Raw genomic sequence first — 23,326 nt, 5'->3', positions numbered from 1 at the left:
TGAGGCGCTTCTCCCCGCACTCTCCCCGCACGCTCCTTCCCCCTCCCTCGCGCCCGAGGAGCCGCCATGACCATCGATCATGCCCCGCCGGACATATCCGCCATTTCGAAGAATGACCCCCTCGCGCTGGAGCCGGTGACCCCCGCCTCCGCGGCCGGTTCCCGACGCCGAGCCGTGCCGCGCTGGCTACGGCGTACCGTCGGCCCGCTGCTCCTGCTGGCCGGCTGGCAGGTACTCAGTACGACCGGTGTGCTGCACCGTGACATCCTCGCCTCCCCCGGCACCATCGCCGCCGCCGCGGGCGAGCTGATCAGCGACGGCACCCTGCCCGCGGCCATGGGGATCTCGCTCCAGCGCGTCGCCGTGGGACTGCTGCTCGGCGGGGTGATCGGGATCTCCCTCGCGCTGATCTCCGGGCTCTCCCGGCTCGGCGAGGATCTGGTCGACGCGACCGTACAGATGCTGCGCACCGTGCCCTGGGTCGGGCTGATCCCGCTCTTCATCATCTGGCTCGGCATCGGCGAGGCCCCGAAGATCGCGCTCATCGCGCTCGGCGTGGCCTTCCATCTCTATCTCAACGTGTACGCGGGCATTCGCGGCGTCGACGAGCAACTCATCGAGGCGGGGCAGTCGTTGGGGCTCGGCCGCTGGGGTCTCGTACGGCATGTCGTCCTGCCGGGCGCGCTGCCCGGCGCGATGACCGGACTGCGGTACTCCCTCGCCACCGCCTGGCTCGCCCTGGTCTTCGGCGAGTCCATCAACGCCGACGCCGGAATCGGCTTCCTGATGAACCAGGCCAGGGAGTTCTTCCGTACGGACGTCATCGTCGTCTGCCTGGTTGTCTACGCCTTCCTTGGCCTGATCGCCGATGCCATCGTCCGCACTCTCGAAAGGCTGCTGCTGCAATGGCGACCGACATTCCAGGGCAAGTGAACCCGCTGAACACGGCTCAGGTGCCGGGCACCGCTCCGGTGTCCGACGGCGCGGTGGCGGTACGGGTCGAGGGTCTGACCCGGGCCTTCGACGGGCGCCCGGTGATCGACCGGCTCGACCTGACGCTCCGCCCCGGGGAGTTCACCGCGCTGCTGGGCCGCAGCGGCTGCGGCAAATCGACCCTGCTGCGGGTGCTGGCGGGCCTCGACCGCGAGATCGAGGGGACCGTGCTCGTACCGAAGCGGCGCGCGGTCGCGTTCCAGGCGCCGCGGCTGATGCCCTGGAAGCGGGTCTGGCGCAATGTGCTGCTCGGCCTCGACGGCAAGCCCCAACGCGCCGTCGCCGAGGACGCGTTGGCGGAAGTCGGGCTCAGTCACCGGTCGGGGGCCTGGCCCAAGACGCTCTCGGGCGGCGAGGCCCAGCGCGCCTCGCTGGCCAGGGCTCTCGTACGGGAACCGGATCTGCTGCTGCTCGACGAACCGTTCGGCGCGCTCGACGCGCTGACCCGGATCAAGGCGCAGCGGCTGGTGGCCGAGTTGTGGCAGCGGCGCGGCTGCGCGGTGCTGCTGGTCACCCATGACGTGGAGGAGGCGCTGCTGCTCGCGGACCGGGCGCTGGTGATGCGGGACGGGGTGATCGCGTACGAGACGCCGGTCGCGCTCGACCGGCCGCGCACCGTCGGCGATCCCGGTTTCGCCGCCCTCCGCTCCCGGCTCCTGACCGAGCTGGGGGTCGATGAACCGGTCGCCACCGGCGCCGTCGCGTAGCTCGCTCGCCTGCCTCAGCCCTCTCTCCTCAGCCCCGGCCCCCAGCCCCCAGCCCCCGGCCCCCAGCCCCCAGCCCCCAGGAAAGCTCTCCGATGAAACGCTTCCTCCCCGCCGCCCTGCTCCCCCTCGCCCTCCTCCTCACCGCCTGCTCCGGAAACTCGGCCGCCGACGACTCCGGCGGTGCGGGCGGCTCCGTCGACGGCAAGGGTTCCCTGACCCTCACCATAGGTGACCAGAAAGGCGGTTCGGAGGCGGTCCTCCGTGCCGCGGGTGAACTCGACGATCTCCCCTACCGGGTCAAGTGGTCCACGTTCACCTCGGGGCCGCCGATGCTCGAAGCCGTCAACGCCGGTGCCGTGGACCTCGGTTCCGTCGGCAACACCCCGCCGGTCTTCGCCGCCGGAGCCAAGTCGAAGATCACGGTCGTCGCGGCGGCCCACGGCGACTCGCGGGGCGAGGCGATTCTCGTGCCGAAGGACTCGCCGCTGAAGAGGACCGCCGACCTGAAGGGCAAGTCCGTCGCGGTCGCCCAGGGCAGCTCGGCCCACTACCAGTTGATCGCCTCGCTCAGAAAGGCCGGCCTCACCCTCGACGACATCAAGGTCACGCTGTTGCAGCCGGCCGACGCCCTGGCCGCGTTCAGCACCGGCAAGGTGGACGCCTGGGCCGTCTGGGACCCGTACACCTCGCAGGTGCTGCGCGGCGGGCAGGGCCGGGTGCTGACCGATGGCCGCGGTGTCGTCAATGGGCTGAACTTCCAGGTCGCCGCGCCGGCCGCGCTGGAGAACAAGGAGAAGTCGGCGGCCATCGGTGACTTCATCGAGCGCCTGCGCCGGGCGCAGGACTGGGTCTTCGACCATCCCGAGGAGTGGGCGAAGGTCTGGGCGAAGGACACCGGGCTGCCGTACGAGGTCGCCCTGGACGCGGTGAAGCTGACCCACGGCACGCGCGTACCGGTGGCCCTCGACAAGGCCGCGATCTCCTCCGAGCAGGAGATCGCGGACACCTTCACCGAACTGAAGCTCATCCCGCACGCGTTCGACTTCTCCGACTACGTGGACGACCGCTTCAACAAGGACCTCCCGCCGTCGACCTCGCCGGCGCGCAGCTACGGAAAGGCCACTTCCCGATGAGCATTCATCTCCACTGGTTCCTGCCGACCGGGGGTGACGGACGGACGCTCGTGGACCGGCACGCCTACACCGACGGCGGCATCAAGCGCTCCCGGATCACCCCGGTGAGCGGGGTCAGGGCCCCGGACATCGACTATCTGGCGCAGATCGCCAAGGCCGCCGAGCATCTGGGCTTCGAGGCGGTACTGACGCCGACGGGCACCTGGTGCGAGGACGCCTGGCTGACGACGGTGGCACTCGCGCAGCAGACCGAGCGGCTGAAGTTCCTGGTGGCCTTCCGCCCGGGGCTGATCTCACCGGTGCTCGCCGCACAGATGGCGGCCACGTACCAGCGCGTCACCCGGGGCAGGCTGCTGCTCAATGTGGTGACCGGTGGTGACTCGACCGAGCAGCGCCGCTTCGGCGATCATCTCGACCACGACCGCCGCTACGCCAGGACCGCGGAGTTCCTCTCGGTGATCCGGGGTGTCTGGAGCGGACGGCCGTACGACTTCGACGGTGAGCACTACCAGGTGGAGGGCGGGCTGACGGCGCTGCCGCCCGACCCGCTGCCCGAGATCTTCTTCGGTGGTTCGTCCACGGCGGCGGGGCCGGTCGCGGCCGAGCACACGGATGTCTATCTGACCTGGGGCGAGCCACCGGCCCAGGTGAAGGAGAAGATCGACTGGATCCGCGGTCTCGCGGAGGAGCGGGGCCGTACGGTCCGCTTCGGCATCCGGATGCACACCATCTCCCGGGACTCCGCCAAGGACGCCTGGGCCACGGCGGACCGGCTGCTGGACGATCTCGATCCCGAGACGGTCGCGGCGGCCCAGCAGGCGCTGGGCAAGAGCGAGTCGGTGGGCCAGCAGCGGATGATCGCCCTGCACGGCGGGTCGCGCGACCGGCTGGAGATCGCGCCCAATCTGTGGGCGGGGGTGGGGCTGGTACGGGGCGGGGCGGGCACCGCGCTGGTGGGCAGCCACGCGGACGTGGCCGACCGGATCGAGGAGTACCACGAGCTGGGGATCGAGCACTTCGTCCTGTCCGGTTATCCGCATCTGGAGGAGGCGTACTGGTTCGGGGAGGGCGTGACGCCGCTGCTGGCCGCGCGCGGGCTCCTCGCGCAGGTCCCGGCCTCGCCGCTGCTGGGCGTGCCGGGGGCGAACGGCCGTCCGGCACCGGGCGGCGCTCCGCTGCTGCTCTCCGGGGGCAGGTGAGAGCACCCCGGCCCGGACCGGCGGGCCCACCTCGCCGGTCCGGGGAAGATTCCCGTCCCGGAGTCTGTTGGTAGAAACGTGAACGACTTTGGGGTGCGGGATATCGATGTGGTGGTCGTCGGCGCCGGACAGGCGGGACTGTCCGGCGCCTACCATCTGCGGCGGTCGGGGCTGGAACCCGGCCGCGACTTCGTCGTACTGGACCACGCCCCGCGGCCCGGCGGCGCCTGGCAGTTCCGCTGGCCCTCGCTGACGTACGGCAAGGTGCACGGCATGCACTCGCTCCCCGGCATGGAGCTGGCCACCGCGGAGAGCGACGACGGCCGGCCCTCCTCGGAGGTCATCGGGGCGTACTTCACGGCGTACGAGCGGCGCTTCGGCCTCCGCGTCCACCGGCCCGTGGACGTAAGGGCGGTACGCGAGGGCGGCGGCGGGCGGCTGCTGGTGGAGACGTCCGAGGGGAACTGGTCGGCCCGGGGACTGATCAGCGCCACCGGGACCTGGGACCGGCCCTTCTGGCCGCGCTACCCGGGCCAGGAGACCTTCCGGGGGCGGCAGTTGCACACCGCGGACTATCCGGGGCCCGGCGAGTTCGCCGGGCTGCGGGTGATCGTGGTGGGCGGCGGGGCCTCCGGCACCCAGCATCTGATGGAGATCGCGGAGGTGGCGGCGGACACCACCTGGGTGACGCGCCGTCCGCCGGTCTTCCGCGAGGGCCCGTTCGGCGAGGAGCAGGGACGGGCGGCCGTCGCGCTCGTCGACGAACGGGTACGGCGGGGTCTGCCGCCGCGAAGTGTGGTGTCGGTGACCGGACTGCCGGTCACGGAGGCGATCTCGCGGGCCCGCGAGACGGGGGTACTCGACCGGCTGCCGATGTTCGACCGGATCACCCCTGATGGCGTGGCCTGGGACGACGGGCGGACGGTGGAGGCCGATGTGATCCTCTGGGCGACCGGGTTCCGGCCGGCCGTCAGCCATCTGGCACCGCTCGGGCTGCGTGAGCCGGGCGGCGGCATCCGGGTCGAGGGAACGCGCGCCGTACGGGACGAACGTGTCCATCTCGTCGGGTACGGGCCCTCGGCCTCGACGATCGGCGCCAACCGGGCCGGACGGGCGGCGGTACGGGAGATCAAGCGACTGCTGGAGCGCGAGCCGGCCATGGCCTGACACCCCGGAATTCCGGAGGCTGACACCGAGGCGGCGGAACGATCAGTTCGAGCCGTCCGCGGACTTGCGGTTCTGGTTGAACTCCTCGACGTTGCGCCGTTGTTCGGCGTACTTGTTGGTGAAGCGGGTGTCCCCGGGCTTCACGGTGACGAAGTACAGCCAGTCCCCGCTCGCGGGATTGAGCGCCGCGTTCATCGCCTCCTCCCCCGGGTTGCCGATCGGCGTGGGCGGCAGGCCCTTGCGCTCATAGGTGTTGTACGGGCTGTCGATCTTCGTATCCGCGTGGCTGGTGTCCAGCGTGGAACGGTTCAGCGCGTAGTTCAGCGTCGAATCCATCTGGAGCGGCATGCCCAGCGACAGCCGGTTGTGCACGACTCTGGCGACCTTCCCCATGTCGGCCACCGAGTCCGCCTCCGCCTGCACGATGCTGGCGATGGTGACGGCCTGATAGGTCGACACCCCGGCGCGCTGCGCCCCGGCGCTGATACGGCCCGCCCCGAACCGCTGGTTGGCGGTGTTGACCATATAGCTCAGCAGATTGGCCGGGGTCGTCGCGGAGCCGACCGGATAGGTGGCCGGGAAGAGGAAGCCCTCGGGGTTGCCCCTGGCGGCCTCGGGCAGCCGCAGCCGCGCGGTGGCCGCCGCCTTGCGGGTGGTACCCGCGGGCAGGCCGAGCGTCTGGTCGACGGAGACATAGACCTCGGCGGCGCGCCGACCCTCCGGGATGACCAGTGTCGTCCGTTTCTCGCTCTCGCCGTCCCCGGTCAGCAGGAGCACGGGAACCAGCACCACGGCGGCCACGACCAGGACCACGGTCAGCAGCAGGACCACCCGGCCCCGGCGGGTCAGACGGGGTCGCCCAGGGCGCGCCTCCGGAGGCTCGTTCATCATGCGGGCACGCTAACCCGGAGTGATCAGCGAACCCGGCACTTCAGGCGTGCCGACACGGGCGACGCGGCAATACCATACGAACGGCATACGAATAGCCCCCGAGTCACCTGCCGACGGCGGCCGGACCGGACACGGAGAGTACGCACTCCCGCTCACCGAGCGCGGTGCCGCAGGACACGCCCCAGCCGTATCGCCACTCGCCGTTCCCACGGCGAGGTCACCATCCGTCCCAGCCGTGCCGTCGCTCCCCGTCCCACGGGGGCAGCGGCCCTGCCGGGTCACGGCGAGACCGACGCCAGTTCCTCGGCCGGCTGCGGCTGTGCCGGCCGGCTGTCCCTGCGTACCAGGGCGGCGTAGCGGCCGTCCTGCTCGATCAGCTCGTCGTGCGTGCCCCGCTCCGCGATGGCGCCCGCGTCGAGGACCACGATCTGGTCCGCGTCGCGCACGGTCGAGAGCCGGTGCGCGATGGTGAGGGTCGTACGCCCCTCGGAGAGCGCGTCGATGGCCTGCTGCACCGCGTGTTCGGTTCGGGTGTCGAGCGCGCTGGTGGCCTCGTCGAGGATCAGCACCGGCGGGTCCCGCAGGATGGTGCGGGCGATCGCGAGCCGCTGCTTCTCGCCGCCGGAGAACCGGTATCCGCGCTCACCCACCAGCGTCTCGTAGCCGTCCGGGAGCGAGCTGATGTGGTCGTGGATCTGAGCGGCTCTGGCGGCCGTCTCGATCTCCTCGTCGGTGGCTTCGGGCTTGGCGAAGCGCAGGTTCTCCGCCACCGAGGCGTGGAACAGATAGGTCTCCTGCGAGACGACGCCGACGGCCCGTGCGAGTGTGTCGAAGTCCAGGTCGCGTACGTCGACGCCGTCGAGCAGGACCCGGCCGCCGGTCACGTCGTACAGCCGGGGTACGAGATAGCTCAAGGTCGACTTGCCGGAGCCCGTGGGGCCGACGACGGCGAGGCTGCCGCCGGACGGGACCGTCAGATCGATCCCCCGCAGCGTCGGGCGCCCCTTGTCGTCATAGCTGAAGTCGACGTCCTCGAACCGCACTTCACCGCGGATCGTGTCGAGCCTGACCGGCCGCTCCGGCTCGTTGATGTCGACGGGCAGATCGAGGTACTCGAAGATGCGCTGGAAGAGGGCCAGCGAGGTCTGCATGTCCACGCCGGTGGAGAGCAGGCTCACGGCGGGCCGGAACAGGCCCTGCTGCAGCGAGACGAAGGCGACGAGCGTACCGATGGAGACGGCCGTGCCACCGGCGCCCAGCGCGATGCCCGCGGCCCAGTAGATCAGCGCGGGCATGGCGGCCATGACGATGCCGATGGTCGACATCCGCCACCGGCCCGCCATGTTGGAGCGCACCTCCAGACCGACCAGCCGCTCGGACTCGTCCGCGAACGACTTCGTGAGCGAGTCGGCCCGCCCCATCGTGCGGCCGAGGAGGATGCCGCTCACCGAGAGCGATTCGGTGACGGTGGCTGCCATGGTCGCCATGTGGCGCTGGCGGTCCGTGGTGATCTTCTTGCGCTCGCGGCCGACGCGGCGGCTGATCCAGACGAACACCGGCAGCAGCGCCATCGAGACGGCGGTGAGCCGCCAGTCCAGGGCGAGCATCGCGACGACCGAGGCGACGACGGCCGTGAGGTTGGAGACCAGGGAGGTCGCGGTGGAGGTGACGGTCGCCTGCATACCGCCGATGTCATTGGCGATACGGGACTGGACCTCGCCGGTCCTGGTCTTGGTGAAGAAGGCGAGCGGCATGCTCTGGAGCCGGCCGTAGACGCCGGTGCGCAGATCGTGCATGACCCGCTGGCCGACCGTGGTCGAGATCAGGGTCTGGAGCACGCCGAAGACGCTGTTGACGACGGCCGTGAGGATCATGCCGAGGGCGAGCAGACTGAGCAGTCCGGTGCGGCCCTGCGGGATGGCGGTGTCGAGGATCTCGCGCAGCATGAACGGCGACGCGACCGTGACCAGCGAGGACGCGCCGACGAGCAGCCCGACGAGCGCGAGCCGGCCGCGGTAGGGACGGAAGAGGCCGAAGATACGCCGCAGCTGGGCGGGCGGCTCCGGCTGCCCCGGATCACCGGGGTGGGACGAGGGTGTCCACGTCGAGTGTTCGGGTTTCATGGGCTCCTTCGATGGCTGAGGGGATCCGGCGGGGGCGCGCGAGTACAGGCGTACCCGCGGGACTCGCCGAGCATAGCTCACTGTTACCTATGTTCACAATGACCATAGTCCTGATATTATTCCGCCATGAACTCCCCCGACGCCGACGGCCTGCTGGCGGAGCAGCTCCTACGGCTGACCCGCAGGCTCCACCGCATCCAGAAGCGGCAGTTGGAGCCGATCGGCATCACCCCCGCGCAGGCCCGGCTGCTGCGCACCGTCGCGTCCTACGACACGCCGCCGCGCATGGCCGACCTGGCCCAGCGGCTCGAAGTGGTGCCCCGGGCCGTGACCTCCCTGGTCGACGGTCTGGAGGCGAGCGGCTCGGTGCGCCGCGCCCCCGATCCGACCAACCGGCGCGTGATCCGTATCGAGCTGACCGACACCGGCCGGGCCACGCTGCGGGCCCTGCGCGTGGCCCGCCGGTCGGCCGCCGAGGAGGTCCTGGCTCCGCTCGCGGCCGAACAGCGCGAGGTGCTCGGCGGGCTGCTCTCGACGCTGGTCGACGGCGGCCCCGAGCGCCCCTGCTGACCCCGGCGCGGAAGAAGGCCCGGCGGAAGAAGTCCAACAGTCCGTTCCCAAGAGTCCAATCGGACCCTTGCGTATCACCTTGCGCATCGCCCACGTCGGCGGCCAAGGTCCTTTCCGAGGTTCAGGCACCAGCCGCGCACGTCAACTCCCCCCTTGGAGGGTCGATGCACGACGCAGCACCGGAGAACCCCGGTACGGAAGACACATCCCCCCGTGACGACACAGCCCACGGAGAGGTCAGCCGCCGTTCGGTCCTGCGGACCACGGCAGGCGTGGCGGGCGCCGGGCTCGGGCTCTCCGCGCTCGGCACCGGCACCGCGGGCGCGGCCGGGCCCGCCGCGGCTGCCGGAGCGGCGGAATCCGCCGGGTCCGCCGACTCCTCGGCGCCCCCGCGCAAGGGCCGCACCATGGCCGGGGTCCCGTTCGAACGCCGTACGACGGTACGGGTCGGCATCATCGGCCTCGGCAACCGCGGCGGCAGCATGATCGACCTCTTCCTCGCCGTCCCGGGCGTCCGGGTCGTCGCGCTCTGCGACCCGGTGAAGGCGAAGACCGAGAGCGCCGCGGCGAAGGTGGTGGGCGCCGGCCAGCCCGCGCCCGCCGTCTACACCAACGGCGAGGACGACTACGAGAATCTCTGCGCCCGCGGGGATCTCGACTTCGTCTATGTGGCCACGCCCTGGGACTTCCACTTCGAGATGGCCAAGTCGGCGATGCTGAACGGCAAGCACGTCGGGGTGGAGTGTCCGGTCGCCATGCGCCTCGACGAGCTGTGGCAGCTCGTCGATCTCTCCGAACGCACCCGGCGGCACTGCATGCAGCTGGAGAACTGCTGTTACGGGAAGAACGAGATGCGGGTCCTGCGCATGGCCCACGCGGGCAAGTTCGGGGATCTGCTGCACGGCGCGGGCGCCTACAACCACGATCTGCGCGGCCTGATGTTCGACCCCGACTACTACGAGGGGCCCTGGCGCCGGCTCTGGCACACCCGGCTGCGCGGCGATCTCTACCCCAACCACGGCTTCGGCCCGGTCGCCAACTACATGGACGTCAACCGCGGCGACCGCGCGGTCTCCATCACCAGCGTCGGGACGCCCGCGCTCGGGCTCGCCGAGTACCGCGCCGCCCATATGCCGCCCGGCGACCCGAGCTGGAAGGAGACGTACATCGAGAGCGACCGGACCATCAGTCTGGTCAGGACGGCGAAGGGCCGGGTCATCCGGCTGGAGCACGATGTGTCAACGCCACACCCGTACAGCAGGATCAACAGTCTCGGTGGCACCAAGGGTGTGTTCGAGGACTATCCCGAGCGCATCTACATCGAGCCGGACCACACCGATGACGCCTGGGGTGATTTCGGGAAGTACGCGGACTGGGACCACTGGCTCTGGAAGGAGCACGCCAATCCGCCCGGTGGCCATGGCGGGATGGACTACATCATGGTCTTCCGGCTGATGCAGTGCGTCCGGCTGGGCCTCGTGCCCGACTTCGACGTGTACGACGCGGCGACCTGGACCGCGCCGGTGCCGCTCAGCCACGCGTCGCTCAAGGCGAACGGAGCCCCGCAGCTGATCCCCGACTTCACGCGCGGCGAATGGCGTAAGGCCCGGCCCGGCGTGGACTCCGGCAGACCAGAGGAGTGATCGGGAGCCCGTAGGGGTGCGGGGGCCGTACGGGGCGTACCGTACGGCCCCCCGCACCCGCCCCCGGGGCCCCTCCCCGCACACTTCCCACTGGCTCGATCTGGCTCTTTCGTGGAAAACCCATTGCCCCGGGCACGCCACTGAGGCGAACCTTGCACGGTTTGGGCCACTCCACGAGTCATGGGACATCATGCAGATTCGCGACCTTCCGTATCCCGATCCAGGGGTTCCCGATGCCAGGTCGGGCCCCCGGTTCCTGCTGTGGCTCGGACGTAGTCAGCTGGGCGGACAGATCAAGGCCGTGTGCTGGGGCCTGCTGCACTTCGCGGGCATCGGCGGGCTGTCGGTGGGCGCCGGGCTCGCCGTCCAGGCGGTGATCGACCGCTCCGGCGGCCGGCTCGCGTTCGCCGGCGGCTTCATCGCGCTGTGCGGCATCGCCATCTCGGTCGGCGACACCATGCTGCACCGCACCGCCGTCACCAACTGGATCACCGCCGCCGCACGCGTCCAGCAGCTGCTGGCCCGCAAGACCGCCCAGCTCGGCGCGGCGCTGACCCGCCGGGTCGCCGCCGGTGAGGTGGTCGCCGTCTCGACCGGCGACGTCGAGAAGATCGGCTGGTTCGTGGAGGCGCTCTCGCGCTTCCTGGCCGCCGTCATCGCGATCGTGCTGATCTGTGTCGGGCTGGTGCTGTATCTGCCGGAGCTGGGGACACTGGTCGCGATCGGCGTGCCGGTGCTCGCCCTCGCCGTGCTGCCGCTGCTCCCCCGCGCCGCACAACGGGCCGACGTCCAGCGCGAGAAGGCGGGCAAGGCCACCGAGCTGGCCTCCGACACCGTGGCGGGACTGCGGGTGCTGCGGGGCATCGGCGGCGAGGAGCTGTTCCTCGGCCGCTACCGCGCCGCGTCGCAGGAGGTGCGCAAGGCCGCCGTGCGCAGCGCCCGCATGTGGTCGCTGATCTCGGCGATCCAGGTACTGCTGCCGGGCATCATGCTGATCTCCGTCATCTGGTACGGAGCGCGGCTCGTGCTGGACGGCAGGATCGAGGTCGGCGGTCTGGTGACCGTCTACAGCGCGGTGACGCTGCTGCTCTTCCCGCTGCGGCACTTCGAGGAGATCGCCATGGCGTACTCCTTCTCCCGGCCCTCCGCGAAGCGCGCGGCCCGGGTGCTCTCGCTGGAGCGGACCGCGTTCGAGGACGAGCGCGGCGGACTGGACGACGCCCGGCCGACGGGGGATCTGTACGACCCCGCCACCGGACTCCGCGCCCCGTCCGGGCTGCTGACCGCCGTGGTGTGCGGAGACCCGGACGCGGCGGGGCGGCTCGCCGAGCGCCTCGGGGGCCATGCCGCCGCCGAGGAGAAGAGCGTGTCCGTGCTGCTCGGCGGGGTGGCGCTGGACGATCTCCCGCTGGACGCGGCGCGGGCCAGCGTCCTCGTACAGGACAAGGACCCGGTGCTGCTGTCGGGCACGCTCAGGGAGCTGCTGGACATCCCTGCCTCCGGCGCCGTCGATCCGGAGAAGGCGCTGGCCGCGGCCCAGTGCGGCGATGTCCTCGACGCGCTCGCCCAGGCGTCGGTGGACGGCAGCGGGGATCCGATGCGGTCCAGGATCACCGAGCGCGGCCGGTCGCTCTCCGGCGGCCAGCGCCAGCGGCTGGCGCTGGCCCGTTCGCTGGTGACCGACCCGGAGGTGCTGGTGCTCGACGAGCCGACCTCCGCCGTGGACTCGCATACGGAGGCCCGGATCGCCCAGAGCGTGAAGGAGCTGCGGGCGGGCCGTACGACCGTGGTGTTCGCGTCCTCGCCGCTGCTGCTCGACCACGCGGACCGCGTGGTGTTCATCCACGAGGGCCAGGTCTCCGCGGTCGGTCTCCACCGCGAGCTGGTAAGGAACGATCCCGGCTACCGGGCGGTCGTCACCCGCGAGACCGAGGACGAACAGAGACAGATCATGGCGCCGGCGGCAGCGCGGGCACGGGAAGAGATCGAGGAATCAGCATGATCGGCGTGGCCCCACCGGCGTACGACCCGGCGGCGCCGGAGTCGGCGACGACCCTGCCCGTCGGGACGCCCGCGACCGTACGCGCCTATGTGGGCGAGCTGCTGCGCCGGCACCGTAAACCGTTCATCCTGCTGATCTCGGTCAACACGGTCTCCGTGATCGCCTCGATGGTCGGCCCGTATCTGCTCGGCGACATCGTCGAGAAGCTCTCCGACGGCGCGCGCGAGCTCCATCTTGAGCGCACCGCCGCGCTGTTCGCGATCGCGCTGGTCGTGCAGACCGTCTTCGTACGGATGATGCGGCTGCGCGCGGCGATGCTCGGCGAGGAGATGCTCGCGGATCTGCGGGAGGACTTCCTCGTCAGGTCCGTCGGGCTGCCGCCCGGTGTGCTGGAGCGGGCGGGGACCGGCGATCTGCTGTCCCGGATCACCACCGACATCGACCGGCTGGCCAACGCGATGCGCGAGGCCGTGCCCCAGCTGGCGATCGGCCTCGTCTGGGCCGGGCTGCTGCTCGGCGCGCTGACGGTGACCGCGCCGCCACTGGCGCTCGCGGTACTGCTCGCGGTGCCGCTGCTGGTCATCGGCTGCCGCTGGTACTTCAAGCGCGCGCCCTCCGCGTACCGCTCGGAGGCCGCCGGATACGCGGCCGTCGCGGCCATGCTCGCCGAGACCGTCGACGCGGGCCGGACCGTGGAGGCGCACCGCCTCGGCGGGCGCCGGGTGGAGCTGTCGGAGCGGCGGATCAAGGAGTGGACGGCCTGGGAGCGGTACACGCTCTGGCTGCGCTCCGTGCTGTTCCCCGTCATCAACGTCACCCATACGACGATCTTCCTGGCGGTGCTGGTGATCGGCGGGGTCTTCGTCCTCCAGGGCTGGATCACCGTCGGGGAGCTGACGACGGGCGCGCTCCTCGCCCAGATGCTGGTGGAACCGGTCGGCATCATCCTGCGCTGGTACGACGAACTCCAGGTCGCGCAGGTGTCCATCGCCCGCCTGGTGGGGGTGCGGGACATCGAGCCGGACGCGGGCGACGCGTCGGTGGTGCCCGACGGGCGGGACGTCAGCGCCGACCGGGTGCACTTCGGGTACCGCGAGGGCGTCGACGTACTGCACCGCGTGACGCTGGACGTCAGTCCGGGCACCCGGCTCGCGCTGGTCGGCCCGTCCGGCGCCGGGAAGTCGACGCTGGGCCGGCTGCTCGCGGGCATCTACGGTCCGCGCGCGGGCCGGATCACGCTGGGCGGCGCCGAGCTGTCCAGGATGCCCGCCGAGCGGGTCCGTGAGCAGGTCGCCCTGGTCAACCAGGAACACCATGTGTTCGTGGGCGCGCTGCGCGACAATCTGCTGCTGGCGCGCACGGGCGCGGAGGACGCCGAGCTGTGGGCCGCGCTGGCGGCGGTCGACGCGGACGGCTGGGCGCGGGCGCTGGACGAGGGCCTGGACACCGAGGTGGGTTCCGGCGGTACGGCGCTCACACCGGCCCAGGCCCAGCAGATCGCGCTGGCCCGGCTGGTGCTCGCGGACCCGCACACGCTGGTGCTCGACGAGGCGACCTCGCTCCTCGACCCGCGCGCGGCCCGGCATCTGGAACGCTCACTGGCCCGCGTCCTGGACGGCCGTACGGTCGTGGCGATCGCCCACCGGCTGCACACCGCGCATGACGCGGATGTGATCGTGGTGGTCGAGGAGGGCCGGATCAGCGAGCTGGGCAGCCATGACGAACTGGTGGCCGCGGACGGCGCGTACGCCGCGCTGTGGCGCTCCTGGCACGGATGACGGAGCGCGGGGGCGGTCCCGTACAGGCCGTACGAGCCTGTACGGGACCGCCCCCGCCGCTGCCCCGCCGTGTCAGATCAGGTTGAGGGCGGACGCGCCGCCGACCCCGCCCAGCAGCATGAACGCCGGCATCAGCACCTTCAGCTCCACCCAGCTGCCGGCCCGGAACCGCATGGCCTTCGGCGGGCCTATCGGGTACCAGCGCTTGCGGCCCAGCGGGATGGGCCAGAGGATCGGGCAGCCCGACACCGTCAGCGCGTCCCCGATGTCGTGCACCAGCGCGCCGAGGACGATCGGCAGCCCCAGCCAGAGGTATTCCTGTCCCGGCGCGGTGAAGAGCCAGTCCGCGCCGTTGCCCGGCTCGTCCAGGACGCCCGCCAGGATCCAGGCGCTGGTCGCCCCGAGCAGCCAGACCAGGACGTCGCTGGAGACGCGGGCGGCCCGCCACAGCAGGCCCTCCACCGCGAGCACCAGATGGACGAAGAGGATCGCGAGCACGCCCCAGCGTCCGGCGGTGATCGCGATCAGCGAGGCACCGCCGCCGATCAGGACCGCCCACAGCCAGGTGTGGGTCAGGGTGCGGTGGCCGCCGGTCCTGCGCGGGTCTCCGGGCTTCCTGGTCGCCTTGTAGACGGCGAACGACAGCTTGTCGACGATCTCGCAGAGCGCCTTGGAGATGGGCCCGAAAGCCCGGGATATCGTCGCGGCCTTGTGGTCGAGGTCGGGGGCGAGCGCGGCGCCCGCGGTGATCAGCGCGCCGACCACCAGGACGGGCCACGGCATGGTGTGGCCGGCCGCGGCCGCGGCGGCACCCACCCCCAGCCAGGCCGCTGCCCCTGACAGAGAGTGTGCCGGTCCCATCATGGTCGTACCCGTCCCAGTGCGGTTGTGGTGAGGGCGAAGCCGAAGGCCAGTGTGGCGACGCCCAGTTGACGGGCCAGCGTATCGTCCGTGATCTTCGACGTGCCGTCCGGTTCCCTGATCGGGCCGGAAGGCAGGCAAGATGGGGGCGTGACCCTTATCGATCAGCTGCCGCCGGATGCCGACCCCGATGCCCTCTTCGAGGCTTTCTCCTCCTGGGCCGAGGGCCAGGGCATCACGCTCTATCCGGCTCAGGAGGAGGCGCTGATCGAGGTGGTCTCCGGGGCCAACGTGATTCTGTCCACCCCCACCGGCTCGGGAAAGAGCCTGGTCGCGGCGGGTGCGCACTTCACGGCGCTGGCGCAGGACAAGGTCACCTTCTACACCGCGCCGATCAAGGCGCTGGTCTCGGAGAAGTTCTTCGACCTGTGCAAGCTCTTCGGCACGGAGAACGTCGGCATGCTGACGGGCGACGCCTCCGTCAACGCCGACGCCCCGGTGATCTGCTGTACGGCCGAGGTGCTGGCCTCCATCGCGCTGCGCGACGGCAAGCACGCCGATATCGGCCAGGTGGTGATGGACGAGTTCCATTTCTACGCCGAGCCGGACCGCGGCTGGGCCTGGCAGATCCCCATCCTGGAGCTGCCGCAGGCGCAGTTCATCCTGATGTCGGCGACGCTCGGTGATGTCTCCCGCTTCGAGGAGGACCTGACCCGCCGTACGGGCCGGCCGACCTCCGTCGTACGGTCCGCGACCCGGCCGGTCCCGCTGTCGTACGAGTACCGCCTCACCCCGATCACCGAGACGCTGACCGAGCTGCTGGAGACCAGGCAGGCGCCGGTCTACATCGTGCACTTCACGCAGGCCGCCGCCGTGGAGCGGGCGCAGTCGCTGATGAGCATCAATATGTGCACGCGTGAGGAGAAGGACCGGATCGCCGATCTCATCGGCAACTTCCGCTTCACCACCAAGTTCGGCCGCAATCTCTCCCGCTATGTGCGCCACGGCATCGGGGTGCACCACGCGGGCATGCTGCCGAAGTACCGGCGGCTGGTGGAGAAGCTCGCCCAGGCCGGTCTGCTGAAGGTCATCTGCGGTACGGACACGCTCGGGGTCGGCGTCAACGTCCCGATCCGTACGGTGCTGTTCACCGCGCTCACGAAGTACGACGGCAACCGCGTCCGCACCCTGCGCGCCCGGGAGTTCCACCAGATCGCGGGCCGGGCGGGGCGTGCCGGGTTCGATACGGCGGGGTTCGTGGTCGCGCAGGCGCCCGAGCATGTCGTGGAGAACGAGAAGGCGCTCGCGAAGGCGGGCGACGACCCCAAGAAGCGCCGCAAGGTGGTGCGGAAGAAGGCCCCCGAGGGCTTTGTGGCCTGGTCGGACACCACGTTCGAGAAGCTCATCGGCTCCGATCCCGAGCCGCTGACCTCCCGCTTCCGGGTCACGCACACCATGCTGCTGTCGGTCATCGCGCGGCCGGGCAACGCCTTCGAGGCGATGCGCCATCTGCTGGAGGACAACCACGAGCCGCGCAAGCAGCAGCTGCGGCACATCCGCCGGGCCATCGCCATCTACCGCTCGCTGCTGGACGGCGGGGTGGTGGAGCGGCTGGCGGCCCCCGACGCCGAGGGCCGTATCGTCCGGCTCACGGTCGATCTCCAGCAGGACTTCGCGCTCAACCAGCCGCTGTCCACCTTCGCGCTGGCCTCGTTCGAGCTGCTGGATCCCGAATCGCCGTCGTACGCCCTGGACATGGTCTCCGTCGTCGAGTCCACGCTCGACGATCCGCGGCAGATCCTCGCGGCCCAGCAGAACAAGGCGCGCGGCGAGGCGATCGGCGCGATGAAGGCGGACGGGGTCGAGTACGAGGAGCGGATGGAGCGGCTCCAGGAGGTCACGTACCCCAAGCCGCTCGAAGAGCTGCTCGTGCACGCGTACAACACGTACCGCACGAGCCATCCGTGGGTCGGTGACCATCCGGTCTCACCGAAGTCCGTGATCCGCGACATGTACGAACGGGCGCTGTCCTTCACCGAGTTCACGTCCCACTACGAGCTGGCCCGTACCGAGGGCATCGTGCTGCGCTATCTCGCGGGCGCGTACAAGGCGCTGGAACACACCATCCCGGACGATCTCAAGTCGGAGGATCTGGAGGATCTCACGGCCTGGCTCGGCGAGATGGTCCGGCAGGTCGACTCCAGTCTGCTCGACGAGTGGGAGCAGCTGGCCAATCCCGAGGTGGAGACGGCCGAGCAGGCGCAGGAGAAGGCCGACCAGGTCAGGCCCGTCACGGCCAACGCTCGCGCCTTCCGGGTCCTCGTACGCAACGCGATGTTCCGCCGGGTCGAGTTGGCCGCGCTGGACCATGTCCGCGAACTGGGCGAGCTGGACTCCGAGTCGGGCTGGGACGAGGAGGCGTGGGGCGAGGCGATGGACGCGTACTGGGACGAGTACGAGGACCTGGGCACCGGCCCCGACGCCCGTGGGCCGAAGCTGCTCTCCATCGAGGAGGACCCGGCGCACGGCCTGTGGCGGGTCCGGCAGACCTTCGCCGACCCGAACGGCGATCATGACTGGGGCATCAGCGCGGAGGTCGATCTCGCGGCCTCCGACGAGGAGGGTCTCGCGGTGGTGCGTGTCACGTCCGTGGGGCAGCTCTGAGAGCCGTGGATCAGCGCCGAGGCCCCGGGCCGGCTCCGGGATTCGCACCACCGCACCGAGAACGGGAGTACACAGCGCCATGACAAACCCCGCCGAGAGACTGGTCGATCTGCTCGACCTGGAGCGGATCGAGGTCGACATCTTCCGCGGGCGCAGCCCCGAGGAGTCCCTGCAACGGGTCTTCGGCGGGCAGGTGGCGGGCCAGGCCCTGGTCGCGGCCGGCCGGACCACGGACGGGGACCGCCCGGTCAACTCGCTGCACGCGTATTTCCTGCGGCCGGGCCGCCCGGGTGTCCCGATCGTCTATCAGGTCGAACGGATCAGGGACGGCCGGTCGTTCACCACGCGCCGGGTCACGGCCGTCCAGCAGGGCCGTACGATCTTCAATCTGACGGCCTCCTTCCACCACCCCGAGGAGGGCGGCTTCGAGCACCAGCTGCCGCCCCGGCTGGACTTCCCCGACCCCGAGTCGCTGCCGACGGTCTCGGAGGAGGTACGGGAACATCTGGGCCAACTCCCCGAGCCGCTGGAGCGGATGGCCCGGCGCCAGCCCTTCGACATCCGGTACGTGGAGCGGCTGCGCTGGACGCGCGAGGAGATCGAGGGCGCGGACGCGCGCAGCGCCGTCTGGATGCGCGCGGTGGGCACGCTGGGCGACGACCCGCTGGTGCACACCTGCGCGCTGACGTACGCGAGCGACATGACACTGCTGGACGCGGTGCGCATCCCGGTGGAGCCGCTGTGGGGCCCGCGGGGCTTCGACATGGCCTCGCTGGACCACGCGATGTGGTTCCACCGTCCGTTCCGTGCCGACGAGTGGTTCCTGTACGACCAGGAGTCACCGATCGCGACGGGCGGCCGGGGGCTGGCCCGGGGCCGTATCTACGACCGCGAGGGGCGGCTGCTGGTGTCGGTGGTGCAGGAGGGTCTGTTCCGCCGCCACGACGCGCAGCGCTAGGGACGGAGGGCGCGGCCCGTCTCAGATTCCGGGGAGCGGGTCCTGTTCGGCCTCGCGCCGCCGGGTCCTGATGTCCGGCGCGGGCGGATGGAGTTTGGCGTCGCAGGCGGGGCCGAGGCCGGTACGGCGCGATGCCGTGCCGGTGAGCGGCCTGCCGCACATCCCGCACCGGACCGGCCGGTGCGCGGGGCCGTCCGGTTCCGTGCCGGGCAGCCGGTCGTCGTGGAGCTCTGGGGGGCGCTGTGATTCCTGCACGGTCCCAGCTGTACCAGCCCTGCCCGCCGGGGTGGTCATCCGCGGGTCCACAATGAGCCGAGAACACCGGATACCGAGGAGATCTTGATGACTCTGTACGACATTCCGCTGAACACGCTGACCGGTGAGCCCACCTCCCTGGCCGCGTACGAGGGCAAGGCCGTGCTGCTGGTGAACGTCGCCTCCAAGTGCGGTCTCACGCCGCAGTACGCCGGTCTGGAGCGGCTCCAGCAGCAGTACGGCGACCGGGGTTTCACGGTCCTCGGCGTGCCGTGCAACCAGTTCGCGGGCCAGGAGCCCGGCACCGCGGAGGAGATCGGTACGTTCTGCTCGGCGACGTACGGGGTCACGTTCCCGCTGCTGGAGAAGACGGACGTGAACGGGGAGACCCGGCACGCGCTGTACACGGAGCTGACGAAGACGGCCGACTCCGAGGGCGAGGCCGGCGATGTGCAGTGGAACTTCGAGAAGTTCCTGATCTCCCCCAAGGGCGAGGTCGTCGGCCGCATCCGGCCGCGTACGGAGCCGGAGGCCCCGGAGGTCGTCGCGGCGATCGAGGCGCAGCTCCCGGCCTGAGCCGCGGGACAGGACCGAGCGGGCCCCTCCGGACTTCGGAGGGGCCCGCTCGGTGCCGGGGCCTCTGCCGAGAGGGCCACACGTCCGCACGTCCGCGTGGCACCGCGGATGATCCGGCGGGCGGCCGAGGCGCCAACGCTTCTCGCAGGCAGCGGAAGCCGATGCCGCGCGTGCGCAGACCGGCGCCCGCCACGACCTCCTCCACCCTTTGGTCACAACTCGACTACTTGTTCCGCACATTCACCACCTGCCGCACGAGCCCCCCGTTACGGTCATCGCTCCACGAACCGCCCAGGGGGGACACATGTCGTATCAGCAGCCGCAGCATCCCGGTTGGGGCGGGCCGCAGCCGCCCGCGCCGAAGAAGGCGAGCGCGGGAAAGATCGTCGGCTTCAGCTGCCTCGGCGTCATCGGAGTCTTCGTCGTCATCGGTGTCATCGCCTCGCTCTTCGGCGGAACCGACGAGGGCTCGGCATCCGGCAGCAACCCCGGCGTCACCCAGGACGCCGCCGGATCCGGCAAGCCCGAGGATGTGAAAGCCGAAGAGCCGAAAGCCGACGAGGCCAAGAAAGAGAAGGAAGAGCCGGCCAAGGACGCGCCGGTGACCGTCACGGCGAAGAAGGTCGCCTTCAAGAAGAGCATCCTCGCCGACGGCAGCGACTACACCAGCGTCCAGATCACCCTCGCCAATGAAGGTGACAAGGAGGTCGAGGTGAACCCTCTGTACTTCACGATCACCGACACCAACGGCGGCAAGCACACCGCCGAACTCGGCACGGACGAGAACCAGATCGACACGGTCCAGCTCGCCCCCGGCGAAAACATCACCGGTACCGTCACGGGCAAGGGAACCTTCACGCCAAAGTACGTCACTTACACCGACGGCCTGTTTGGTGAGGGCGTCCGAGGCAACGTCTCCTGACCGCACGCGGAACAATGATGAGCGCCCGCCGCCCGCCGGAGCGGGGGCGGGCCCGCTCGGCGGTGCCCCGCATCAGCGGATCGGCATACCCGACAGCGTGCGGGCGATCACCAGGCGCTGGATCTCGCTCGTTCCCTCGAAGATCGTGTAGATCGCGGCGTCCCGGTGCATCCGCTCCACCGGGTACTCACGGGTGAAGCCGTTGCCGCCGAGGATCTGAACGGCCTGGGCCGTGACCTTCTTCGCCGTCTCGCTCGCGTACAGCTTGGACATGGAGCCCTCGGCCGAGGTGAACGGCTTGCCCGTGGTCGCCATCCAGGAGGCCCGCCACACCAGCAGCCGGGAGGCGTCGATCCGGGTGCGCATATCGGCCAGCTGGAAGGCTATGCCCTGGTTGTCGATGATCGGGCGGCCGAACTGGCTGCGGGTCTTCGCGTAGTCGAGGGCGACCTCGTACGCCGCGCGCGCGGTGCCCACCGCCATCGCGCCGACGGCCGGGCGTGAGGCCTCGAAGGTGGCCATGGCCGCGTTCTTCACCCGCTCGCCGCCCGGCGCCGCGGCCCGCTCCCTGGCCCGCGCCAGCCGTTCGTCGAGCTTCTCCTTGCCGCCGAGCAGACAGTGGCCGGGGATCCTGACGTCCTCCAGGACCACCTCGGCGGTGTGGGAGGCGCGGATGCCGTGCTTCTTGAACTTCTGGCCCTGGGAGAGACCGGGGGTGCCCGGCGGGACGATGAAGGAGGCGTGGCCCTTGGATCCCAGTGCGCCGTCGACGACGGCGACCACGACATGGACGTTGGCGATCCCGCCGTTGGTCGCCCAGGTCTTGGTGCCGTTGAGCACCCACTCGTCCTTCGCCCCGTCGTACACGGCGCGGGTGCGCATCGCGGCCACGTCGGAGCCCGCGTCGGGTTCGGAGGAGCAGAAGGCGGCGACCTTCACGTCGTCGGCGTCGCCGTACATCTGCGGGATCCAGGTGCCGATCTGCTCCTCGGTACCGTTCGCGAGGACGCCGACGGCCGCCAGGCCCGTGCCGACGAGGGACAGGGCGATGCCCGCGTCACCCCAGAACAGCTCCTCCATGGCCATCGGGATGCCGAGGCCCGTGGGGTCGAAGAACTGCTGGGCGTAGAAGTCCAGGGAGTAGATGCCGACCTTGGCGGCCTCCTGGATGACCGGCCACGGCGTCTCCTCACGCTCGTCCCACTCCGCGGCGGCCGGGCGGATGACGTCGGCGGCGAAGCCGTGGAGCCAGTCGCGTATCTGCTTCTGGTCGTCGTTGAGATCGAGCGTGAACTCGGCCATGTTCCCCTCCAGCACTGCGCGACCGCTGAGCCGTCGCCGTTGTTACCTACGGTAACCCTAGCCTGTTACCCGTAAGTAGGAAATGTCAACGGGCCACGGCCTGATCAGCGTCGATGAGGGGGAGGGTGTTACGTTGCCGGGGCGTCAGGCAATCGCAGGGGCGGGGAGACAGACCTATGGAGACCACACAGCAGGCCGAGCAGCAGCGGTCGGCACGGGCGCGGCGGCGCCAGCTTCTGGAGGCCGCCGACCGCGTGGTGCTCAGGGACGGCCCCCAAGCGTCCATGAACGCCATCGCCGCCGAGGCGGGCATCACCAAACCCATCCTCTACCGCCACTTCGGCGACAAGGGCGGCCTCTACCGCGCGCTCGCCAAGCGCCACACCGACGCGCTGCTCGACGCGCTGCGGACCGCGCTCGACGCCCCCGCCGAGCGGCGCCGGCGCGTCGAGGCCACGCTCGACACGTATCTCGCCGCGATCGAGGCACGCCCCCAGGTGTACCGGTTCCTGATGCATCCGGCCGAGGACGCTCAGCTGCCCGAGGCGGGCTTCGACGTCGGCCGTCACTCCGCGCCGCTGCTGCGCCGCCTGGGCGAGGAACTCGCCAAGGTCATAGAGGAGCGGGTCGACCTCGGCCCCGACAGCGAGCAGCTCTCCCGGGTCTGGGGCCATGGCATCGTCGGCATGATGCACGGCGCCGGCGACTGGTGGCTCGGCGAACGGCCCTGCTCGCGGGAGCAGTTGGTACGCAGCCTGGCGGATCTGCTGTGGGGGCGGCTGGCCGATGTCGGCGACCGCGCGGGCGGCCCCGGCTTCTGAGGCATCGCTGCGCGCCCGCCAGGCCCGAATCTTCCGGTGCTGTCGTCGCAGGTCTGCGGGGATCGCGGCGCGCGCCCGCGAGACCCTCGGGCGCCGCGCGCTACTGACCGGTCCACGGGCCGGTGGCCCAGGGCGCCTTGCGCGCGGCCCGCAGCGTCCTGGCGCGCCGCCAGCCGGAGAGCCGGTCGGGATAGACAAGACCCTCCAGATGGTCGCTCTCGTGCTGGAGACAGCGCGCGAAGAACCCCGAGCCCTCGATCCGCGCCGGCGCGCCATCCTGGGTGACACCCTCCGCGACGGCGTGGTCGTACCGCTCCGTACCCGCTTCCAGGCCGGGCAGCGAGAGACAGCCCTCGGGGCCGCGCAGCACGATCCCGTCCGCCTCGGTGAGCCGCGGGTTGACGAGGTGTCCGAGATGGCGGACGTCCTCGTCGTCCGGGCAGTCGTAGACGAACACCCTGAGCGGCACGCCGATCTGGTTCGCGGCGAGCCCGACCCCCCGGGCGGCGTACATCGTCGCGAAGAGATCCTCGATCAGTTCGGCGAGCGCGGGACCGAAGTCGGTGACGGGCTCGCAGGGGGTGTGCAGTACGGGATCACCGAGCATTCGCATGGCTCGTACTCGCCCGGTACTGCCGGGGATCGGACGGTTTCGCATGACGGTCAGGGTACGGTCCGTGGTAACCCCCGCCTTCTGCCCGGTGCCGCGGTTCGGGCCCCTGGCCGGATCTCGATAGGCTGACCCACGGACCGACGCAAGG

Annotated in this window: 20 protein-coding genes; 14 read left to right on the top strand and 6 right to left on the bottom strand. The window is 70.7% G+C overall.

What is annotated here, in order from left to right:
• Nucleotides 1-66: 66 nt before the first annotated feature.
• From ACIOGX_RS33670 to ACIOGX_RS33650, 5 genes are all read left to right on the top strand, one after another.
• Nucleotides 67-933, top strand: coding sequence for an ABC transporter permease (locus ACIOGX_RS33670; protein ID WP_356517071.1), 867 nt, complete (start codon nucleotides 67-69; stop codon nucleotides 931-933).
• Nucleotides 906-1,700, top strand: a complete 795-nt coding sequence (locus ACIOGX_RS33665; RefSeq protein ID WP_383971964.1) for an ABC transporter ATP-binding protein — start codon at nucleotides 906-908, stop codon at nucleotides 1,698-1,700. Before ACIOGX_RS33670 ends, ACIOGX_RS33665 begins: the two co-directional genes overlap by 28 nt.
• A gap of 92 nt (nucleotides 1,701-1,792) precedes the next feature.
• Nucleotides 1,793-2,833, top strand: coding sequence for an ABC transporter substrate-binding protein (locus ACIOGX_RS33660; protein ID WP_401918447.1), 1,041 nt, complete (start codon nucleotides 1,793-1,795; stop codon nucleotides 2,831-2,833).
• Entirely contained in the window at nucleotides 2,830-4,032 is a 1,203-nt protein-coding gene (locus tag ACIOGX_RS33655; RefSeq protein WP_356517066.1) for an LLM class flavin-dependent oxidoreductase, read from the top strand. Before ACIOGX_RS33660 ends, ACIOGX_RS33655 begins: the two co-directional genes overlap by 4 nt.
• Nucleotides 4,033-4,110: 78 nt before the next feature.
• Nucleotides 4,111-5,199: an NAD(P)-binding domain-containing protein gene (locus ACIOGX_RS33650; RefSeq protein WP_401918445.1), complete on the top strand. Its 1,089-nt coding sequence runs from the start codon at nucleotides 4,111-4,113 to the stop codon at nucleotides 5,197-5,199.
• Nucleotides 5,200-5,241: 42 nt separating this feature from the next.
• Here ACIOGX_RS33650 and mltG read toward each other — a convergent pair whose 3' ends face one another.
• Nucleotides 5,242-6,090: an endolytic transglycosylase MltG gene (gene mltG, locus ACIOGX_RS33645; RefSeq protein ID WP_129769285.1), complete on the bottom strand. Its 849-nt coding sequence runs from the start codon at nucleotides 6,088-6,090 to the stop codon at nucleotides 5,242-5,244.
• 278 nt (nucleotides 6,091-6,368) lie between these two features.
• A complete protein-coding gene (locus ACIOGX_RS33640; RefSeq protein ID WP_401918443.1) occupies nucleotides 6,369-8,213 on the bottom strand; it encodes an ABC transporter ATP-binding protein in 1,845 nt (614 codons plus the stop codon).
• Between the two features lie 126 nt (nucleotides 8,214-8,339).
• On the opposite strand from ACIOGX_RS33640, the gene ACIOGX_RS33635 reads away from it, so the two are divergent.
• The 4 genes from ACIOGX_RS33635 (at nucleotide 8,340) to ACIOGX_RS33620 (ending at nucleotide 14,206) form a co-directional block, all read left to right on the top strand.
• Entirely contained in the window at nucleotides 8,340-8,783 is a 444-nt protein-coding gene (locus ACIOGX_RS33635) for a MarR family winged helix-turn-helix transcriptional regulator (protein ID WP_129769283.1), read from the top strand.
• Between the two features lie 164 nt (nucleotides 8,784-8,947).
• Nucleotides 8,948-10,426, top strand: coding sequence for a Gfo/Idh/MocA family protein (locus ACIOGX_RS33630; protein WP_129769282.1), 1,479 nt, complete (start codon nucleotides 8,948-8,950; stop codon nucleotides 10,424-10,426).
• 190 nt (nucleotides 10,427-10,616) lie between these two features.
• Nucleotides 10,617-12,428: an ABC transporter transmembrane domain-containing protein gene (locus ACIOGX_RS33625; RefSeq protein WP_401918440.1), complete on the top strand. Its 1,812-nt coding sequence runs from the start codon at nucleotides 10,617-10,619 to the stop codon at nucleotides 12,426-12,428.
• Nucleotides 12,425-14,206 (top strand): ABC transporter ATP-binding protein, encoded by a 1,782-nt coding sequence (locus tag ACIOGX_RS33620; RefSeq protein WP_356517054.1) that lies wholly within the window; start codon nucleotides 12,425-12,427, stop codon nucleotides 14,204-14,206. The genes ACIOGX_RS33625 and ACIOGX_RS33620 overlap by 4 nt, the downstream gene beginning before the upstream one ends.
• A 72-nt stretch (nucleotides 14,207-14,278) precedes the next feature.
• Here ACIOGX_RS33620 and ACIOGX_RS33615 read toward each other — a convergent pair whose 3' ends face one another.
• Nucleotides 14,279-15,070 carry a metal-dependent hydrolase gene (locus tag ACIOGX_RS33615; protein WP_401762235.1) on the bottom strand — a complete coding sequence of 264 codons (792 nt, stop codon included), beginning with the start codon at nucleotides 15,068-15,070 and terminating at the stop codon, nucleotides 14,279-14,281.
• 147 nt (nucleotides 15,071-15,217) lie between these two features.
• On the opposite strand from ACIOGX_RS33615, the gene ACIOGX_RS33610 reads away from it, so the two are divergent.
• Nucleotides 15,218-17,731 carry a DEAD/DEAH box helicase gene (locus ACIOGX_RS33610; RefSeq protein ID WP_401918438.1) on the top strand — a complete coding sequence of 838 codons (2,514 nt, stop codon included), beginning with the start codon at nucleotides 15,218-15,220 and terminating at the stop codon, nucleotides 17,729-17,731.
• A gap of 79 nt (nucleotides 17,732-17,810) precedes the next feature.
• Nucleotides 17,811-18,689 (top strand): acyl-CoA thioesterase II, encoded by an 879-nt coding sequence (locus ACIOGX_RS33605; protein ID WP_356517048.1) that lies wholly within the window; start codon nucleotides 17,811-17,813, stop codon nucleotides 18,687-18,689.
• A gap of 21 nt (nucleotides 18,690-18,710) precedes the next feature.
• Here the strand turns inward: ACIOGX_RS33605 and ACIOGX_RS33600 are convergent, their stop codons facing one another.
• Nucleotides 18,711-18,902 (bottom strand): DUF6011 domain-containing protein, encoded by a 192-nt coding sequence (locus ACIOGX_RS33600; protein ID WP_356517137.1) that lies wholly within the window; start codon nucleotides 18,900-18,902, stop codon nucleotides 18,711-18,713.
• A 129-nt stretch (nucleotides 18,903-19,031) separates the two neighbouring features.
• Here ACIOGX_RS33600 and ACIOGX_RS33595 point away from each other — a divergent pair, with 129 nt between their 5' ends.
• Nucleotides 19,032-19,520, top strand: a complete 489-nt coding sequence (locus ACIOGX_RS33595; RefSeq protein WP_356517046.1) for a glutathione peroxidase — start codon at nucleotides 19,032-19,034, stop codon at nucleotides 19,518-19,520.
• A gap of 208 nt (nucleotides 19,521-19,728) precedes the next feature.
• Nucleotides 19,729-20,442: a DUF4352 domain-containing protein gene (locus ACIOGX_RS33590; RefSeq protein WP_401918435.1), complete on the top strand. Its 714-nt coding sequence runs from the start codon at nucleotides 19,729-19,731 to the stop codon at nucleotides 20,440-20,442.
• 72 nt (nucleotides 20,443-20,514) lie between these two features.
• Here the strand turns inward: ACIOGX_RS33590 and ACIOGX_RS33585 are convergent, their stop codons facing one another.
• Complete coding sequence (locus ACIOGX_RS33585; protein ID WP_384769927.1) at nucleotides 20,515-21,744, bottom strand: acyl-CoA dehydrogenase family protein; 1,230 nt, start codon at nucleotides 21,742-21,744, stop codon at nucleotides 20,515-20,517.
• A gap of 176 nt (nucleotides 21,745-21,920) precedes the next feature.
• Here ACIOGX_RS33585 and ACIOGX_RS33580 point away from each other — a divergent pair, with 176 nt between their 5' ends.
• Complete coding sequence (locus ACIOGX_RS33580) at nucleotides 21,921-22,565, top strand: TetR family transcriptional regulator (protein ID WP_356517042.1); 645 nt, start codon at nucleotides 21,921-21,923, stop codon at nucleotides 22,563-22,565.
• A 100-nt stretch (nucleotides 22,566-22,665) separates the two neighbouring features.
• Here ACIOGX_RS33580 and def read toward each other — a convergent pair whose 3' ends face one another.
• Complete coding sequence (def, locus tag ACIOGX_RS33575) at nucleotides 22,666-23,223, bottom strand: peptide deformylase (RefSeq protein ID WP_401918433.1); 558 nt, start codon at nucleotides 23,221-23,223, stop codon at nucleotides 22,666-22,668.
• Nucleotides 23,224-23,326: the final 103 nt, after the last annotated feature.

The sequence above is a fragment of the Streptomyces sp. NPDC088147 genome, from assembly GCF_044741565.1.
In the GTDB taxonomy this organism is placed as follows: domain Bacteria; phylum Actinomycetota; class Actinomycetes; order Streptomycetales; family Streptomycetaceae; genus Streptomyces.
This window is presented reverse-complemented; position numbering and strand designations above follow the sequence as displayed.

Bases quoted from the DNA above. Each gene is read 5' to 3' on its own strand.
- ACIOGX_RS33635 (WP_129769283.1), top strand. From the start codon at position 8,340: ATGAACTCCCCCGACGCCGACGGCCTGCTGGCGGAGCAGCTCCTACGG.
- ACIOGX_RS33640 (WP_401918443.1), bottom strand. From the start codon at position 8,213: ATGAAACCCGAACACTCGACGTGGACACCCTCGTCCCACCCCGGTGAT.
- ACIOGX_RS33670 (WP_356517071.1), top strand. From the start codon at position 67: ATGACCATCGATCATGCCCCGCCGGACATATCCGCCATTTCGAAGAAT.
- ACIOGX_RS33605 (WP_356517048.1), top strand. From the start codon at position 17,811: ATGACAAACCCCGCCGAGAGACTGGTCGATCTGCTCGACCTGGAGCGG.
- ACIOGX_RS33585 (WP_384769927.1), bottom strand. From the start codon at position 21,744: ATGGCCGAGTTCACGCTCGATCTCAACGACGACCAGAAGCAGATACGC.
- ACIOGX_RS33630 (WP_129769282.1), top strand. From the start codon at position 8,948: ATGCACGACGCAGCACCGGAGAACCCCGGTACGGAAGACACATCCCCC.
- ACIOGX_RS33595 (WP_356517046.1), top strand. From the start codon at position 19,032: ATGACTCTGTACGACATTCCGCTGAACACGCTGACCGGTGAGCCCACC.
- ACIOGX_RS33665 (WP_383971964.1), top strand. From the start codon at position 906: ATGGCGACCGACATTCCAGGGCAAGTGAACCCGCTGAACACGGCTCAG.
- ACIOGX_RS33625 (WP_401918440.1), top strand. From the start codon at position 10,617: ATGCAGATTCGCGACCTTCCGTATCCCGATCCAGGGGTTCCCGATGCC.
- def (WP_401918433.1), bottom strand. From the start codon at position 23,223: ATGCGAAACCGTCCGATCCCCGGCAGTACCGGGCGAGTACGAGCCATG.
- ACIOGX_RS33660 (WP_401918447.1), top strand. From the start codon at position 1,793: ATGAAACGCTTCCTCCCCGCCGCCCTGCTCCCCCTCGCCCTCCTCCTC.
- ACIOGX_RS33615 (WP_401762235.1), bottom strand. From the start codon at position 15,070: ATGATGGGACCGGCACACTCTCTGTCAGGGGCAGCGGCCTGGCTGGGG.
- ACIOGX_RS33655 (WP_356517066.1), top strand. From the start codon at position 2,830: ATGAGCATTCATCTCCACTGGTTCCTGCCGACCGGGGGTGACGGACGG.
- ACIOGX_RS33580 (WP_356517042.1), top strand. From the start codon at position 21,921: ATGGAGACCACACAGCAGGCCGAGCAGCAGCGGTCGGCACGGGCGCGG.
- ACIOGX_RS33620 (WP_356517054.1), top strand. From the start codon at position 12,425: ATGATCGGCGTGGCCCCACCGGCGTACGACCCGGCGGCGCCGGAGTCG.
- mltG (WP_129769285.1), bottom strand. From the start codon at position 6,090: ATGATGAACGAGCCTCCGGAGGCGCGCCCTGGGCGACCCCGTCTGACC.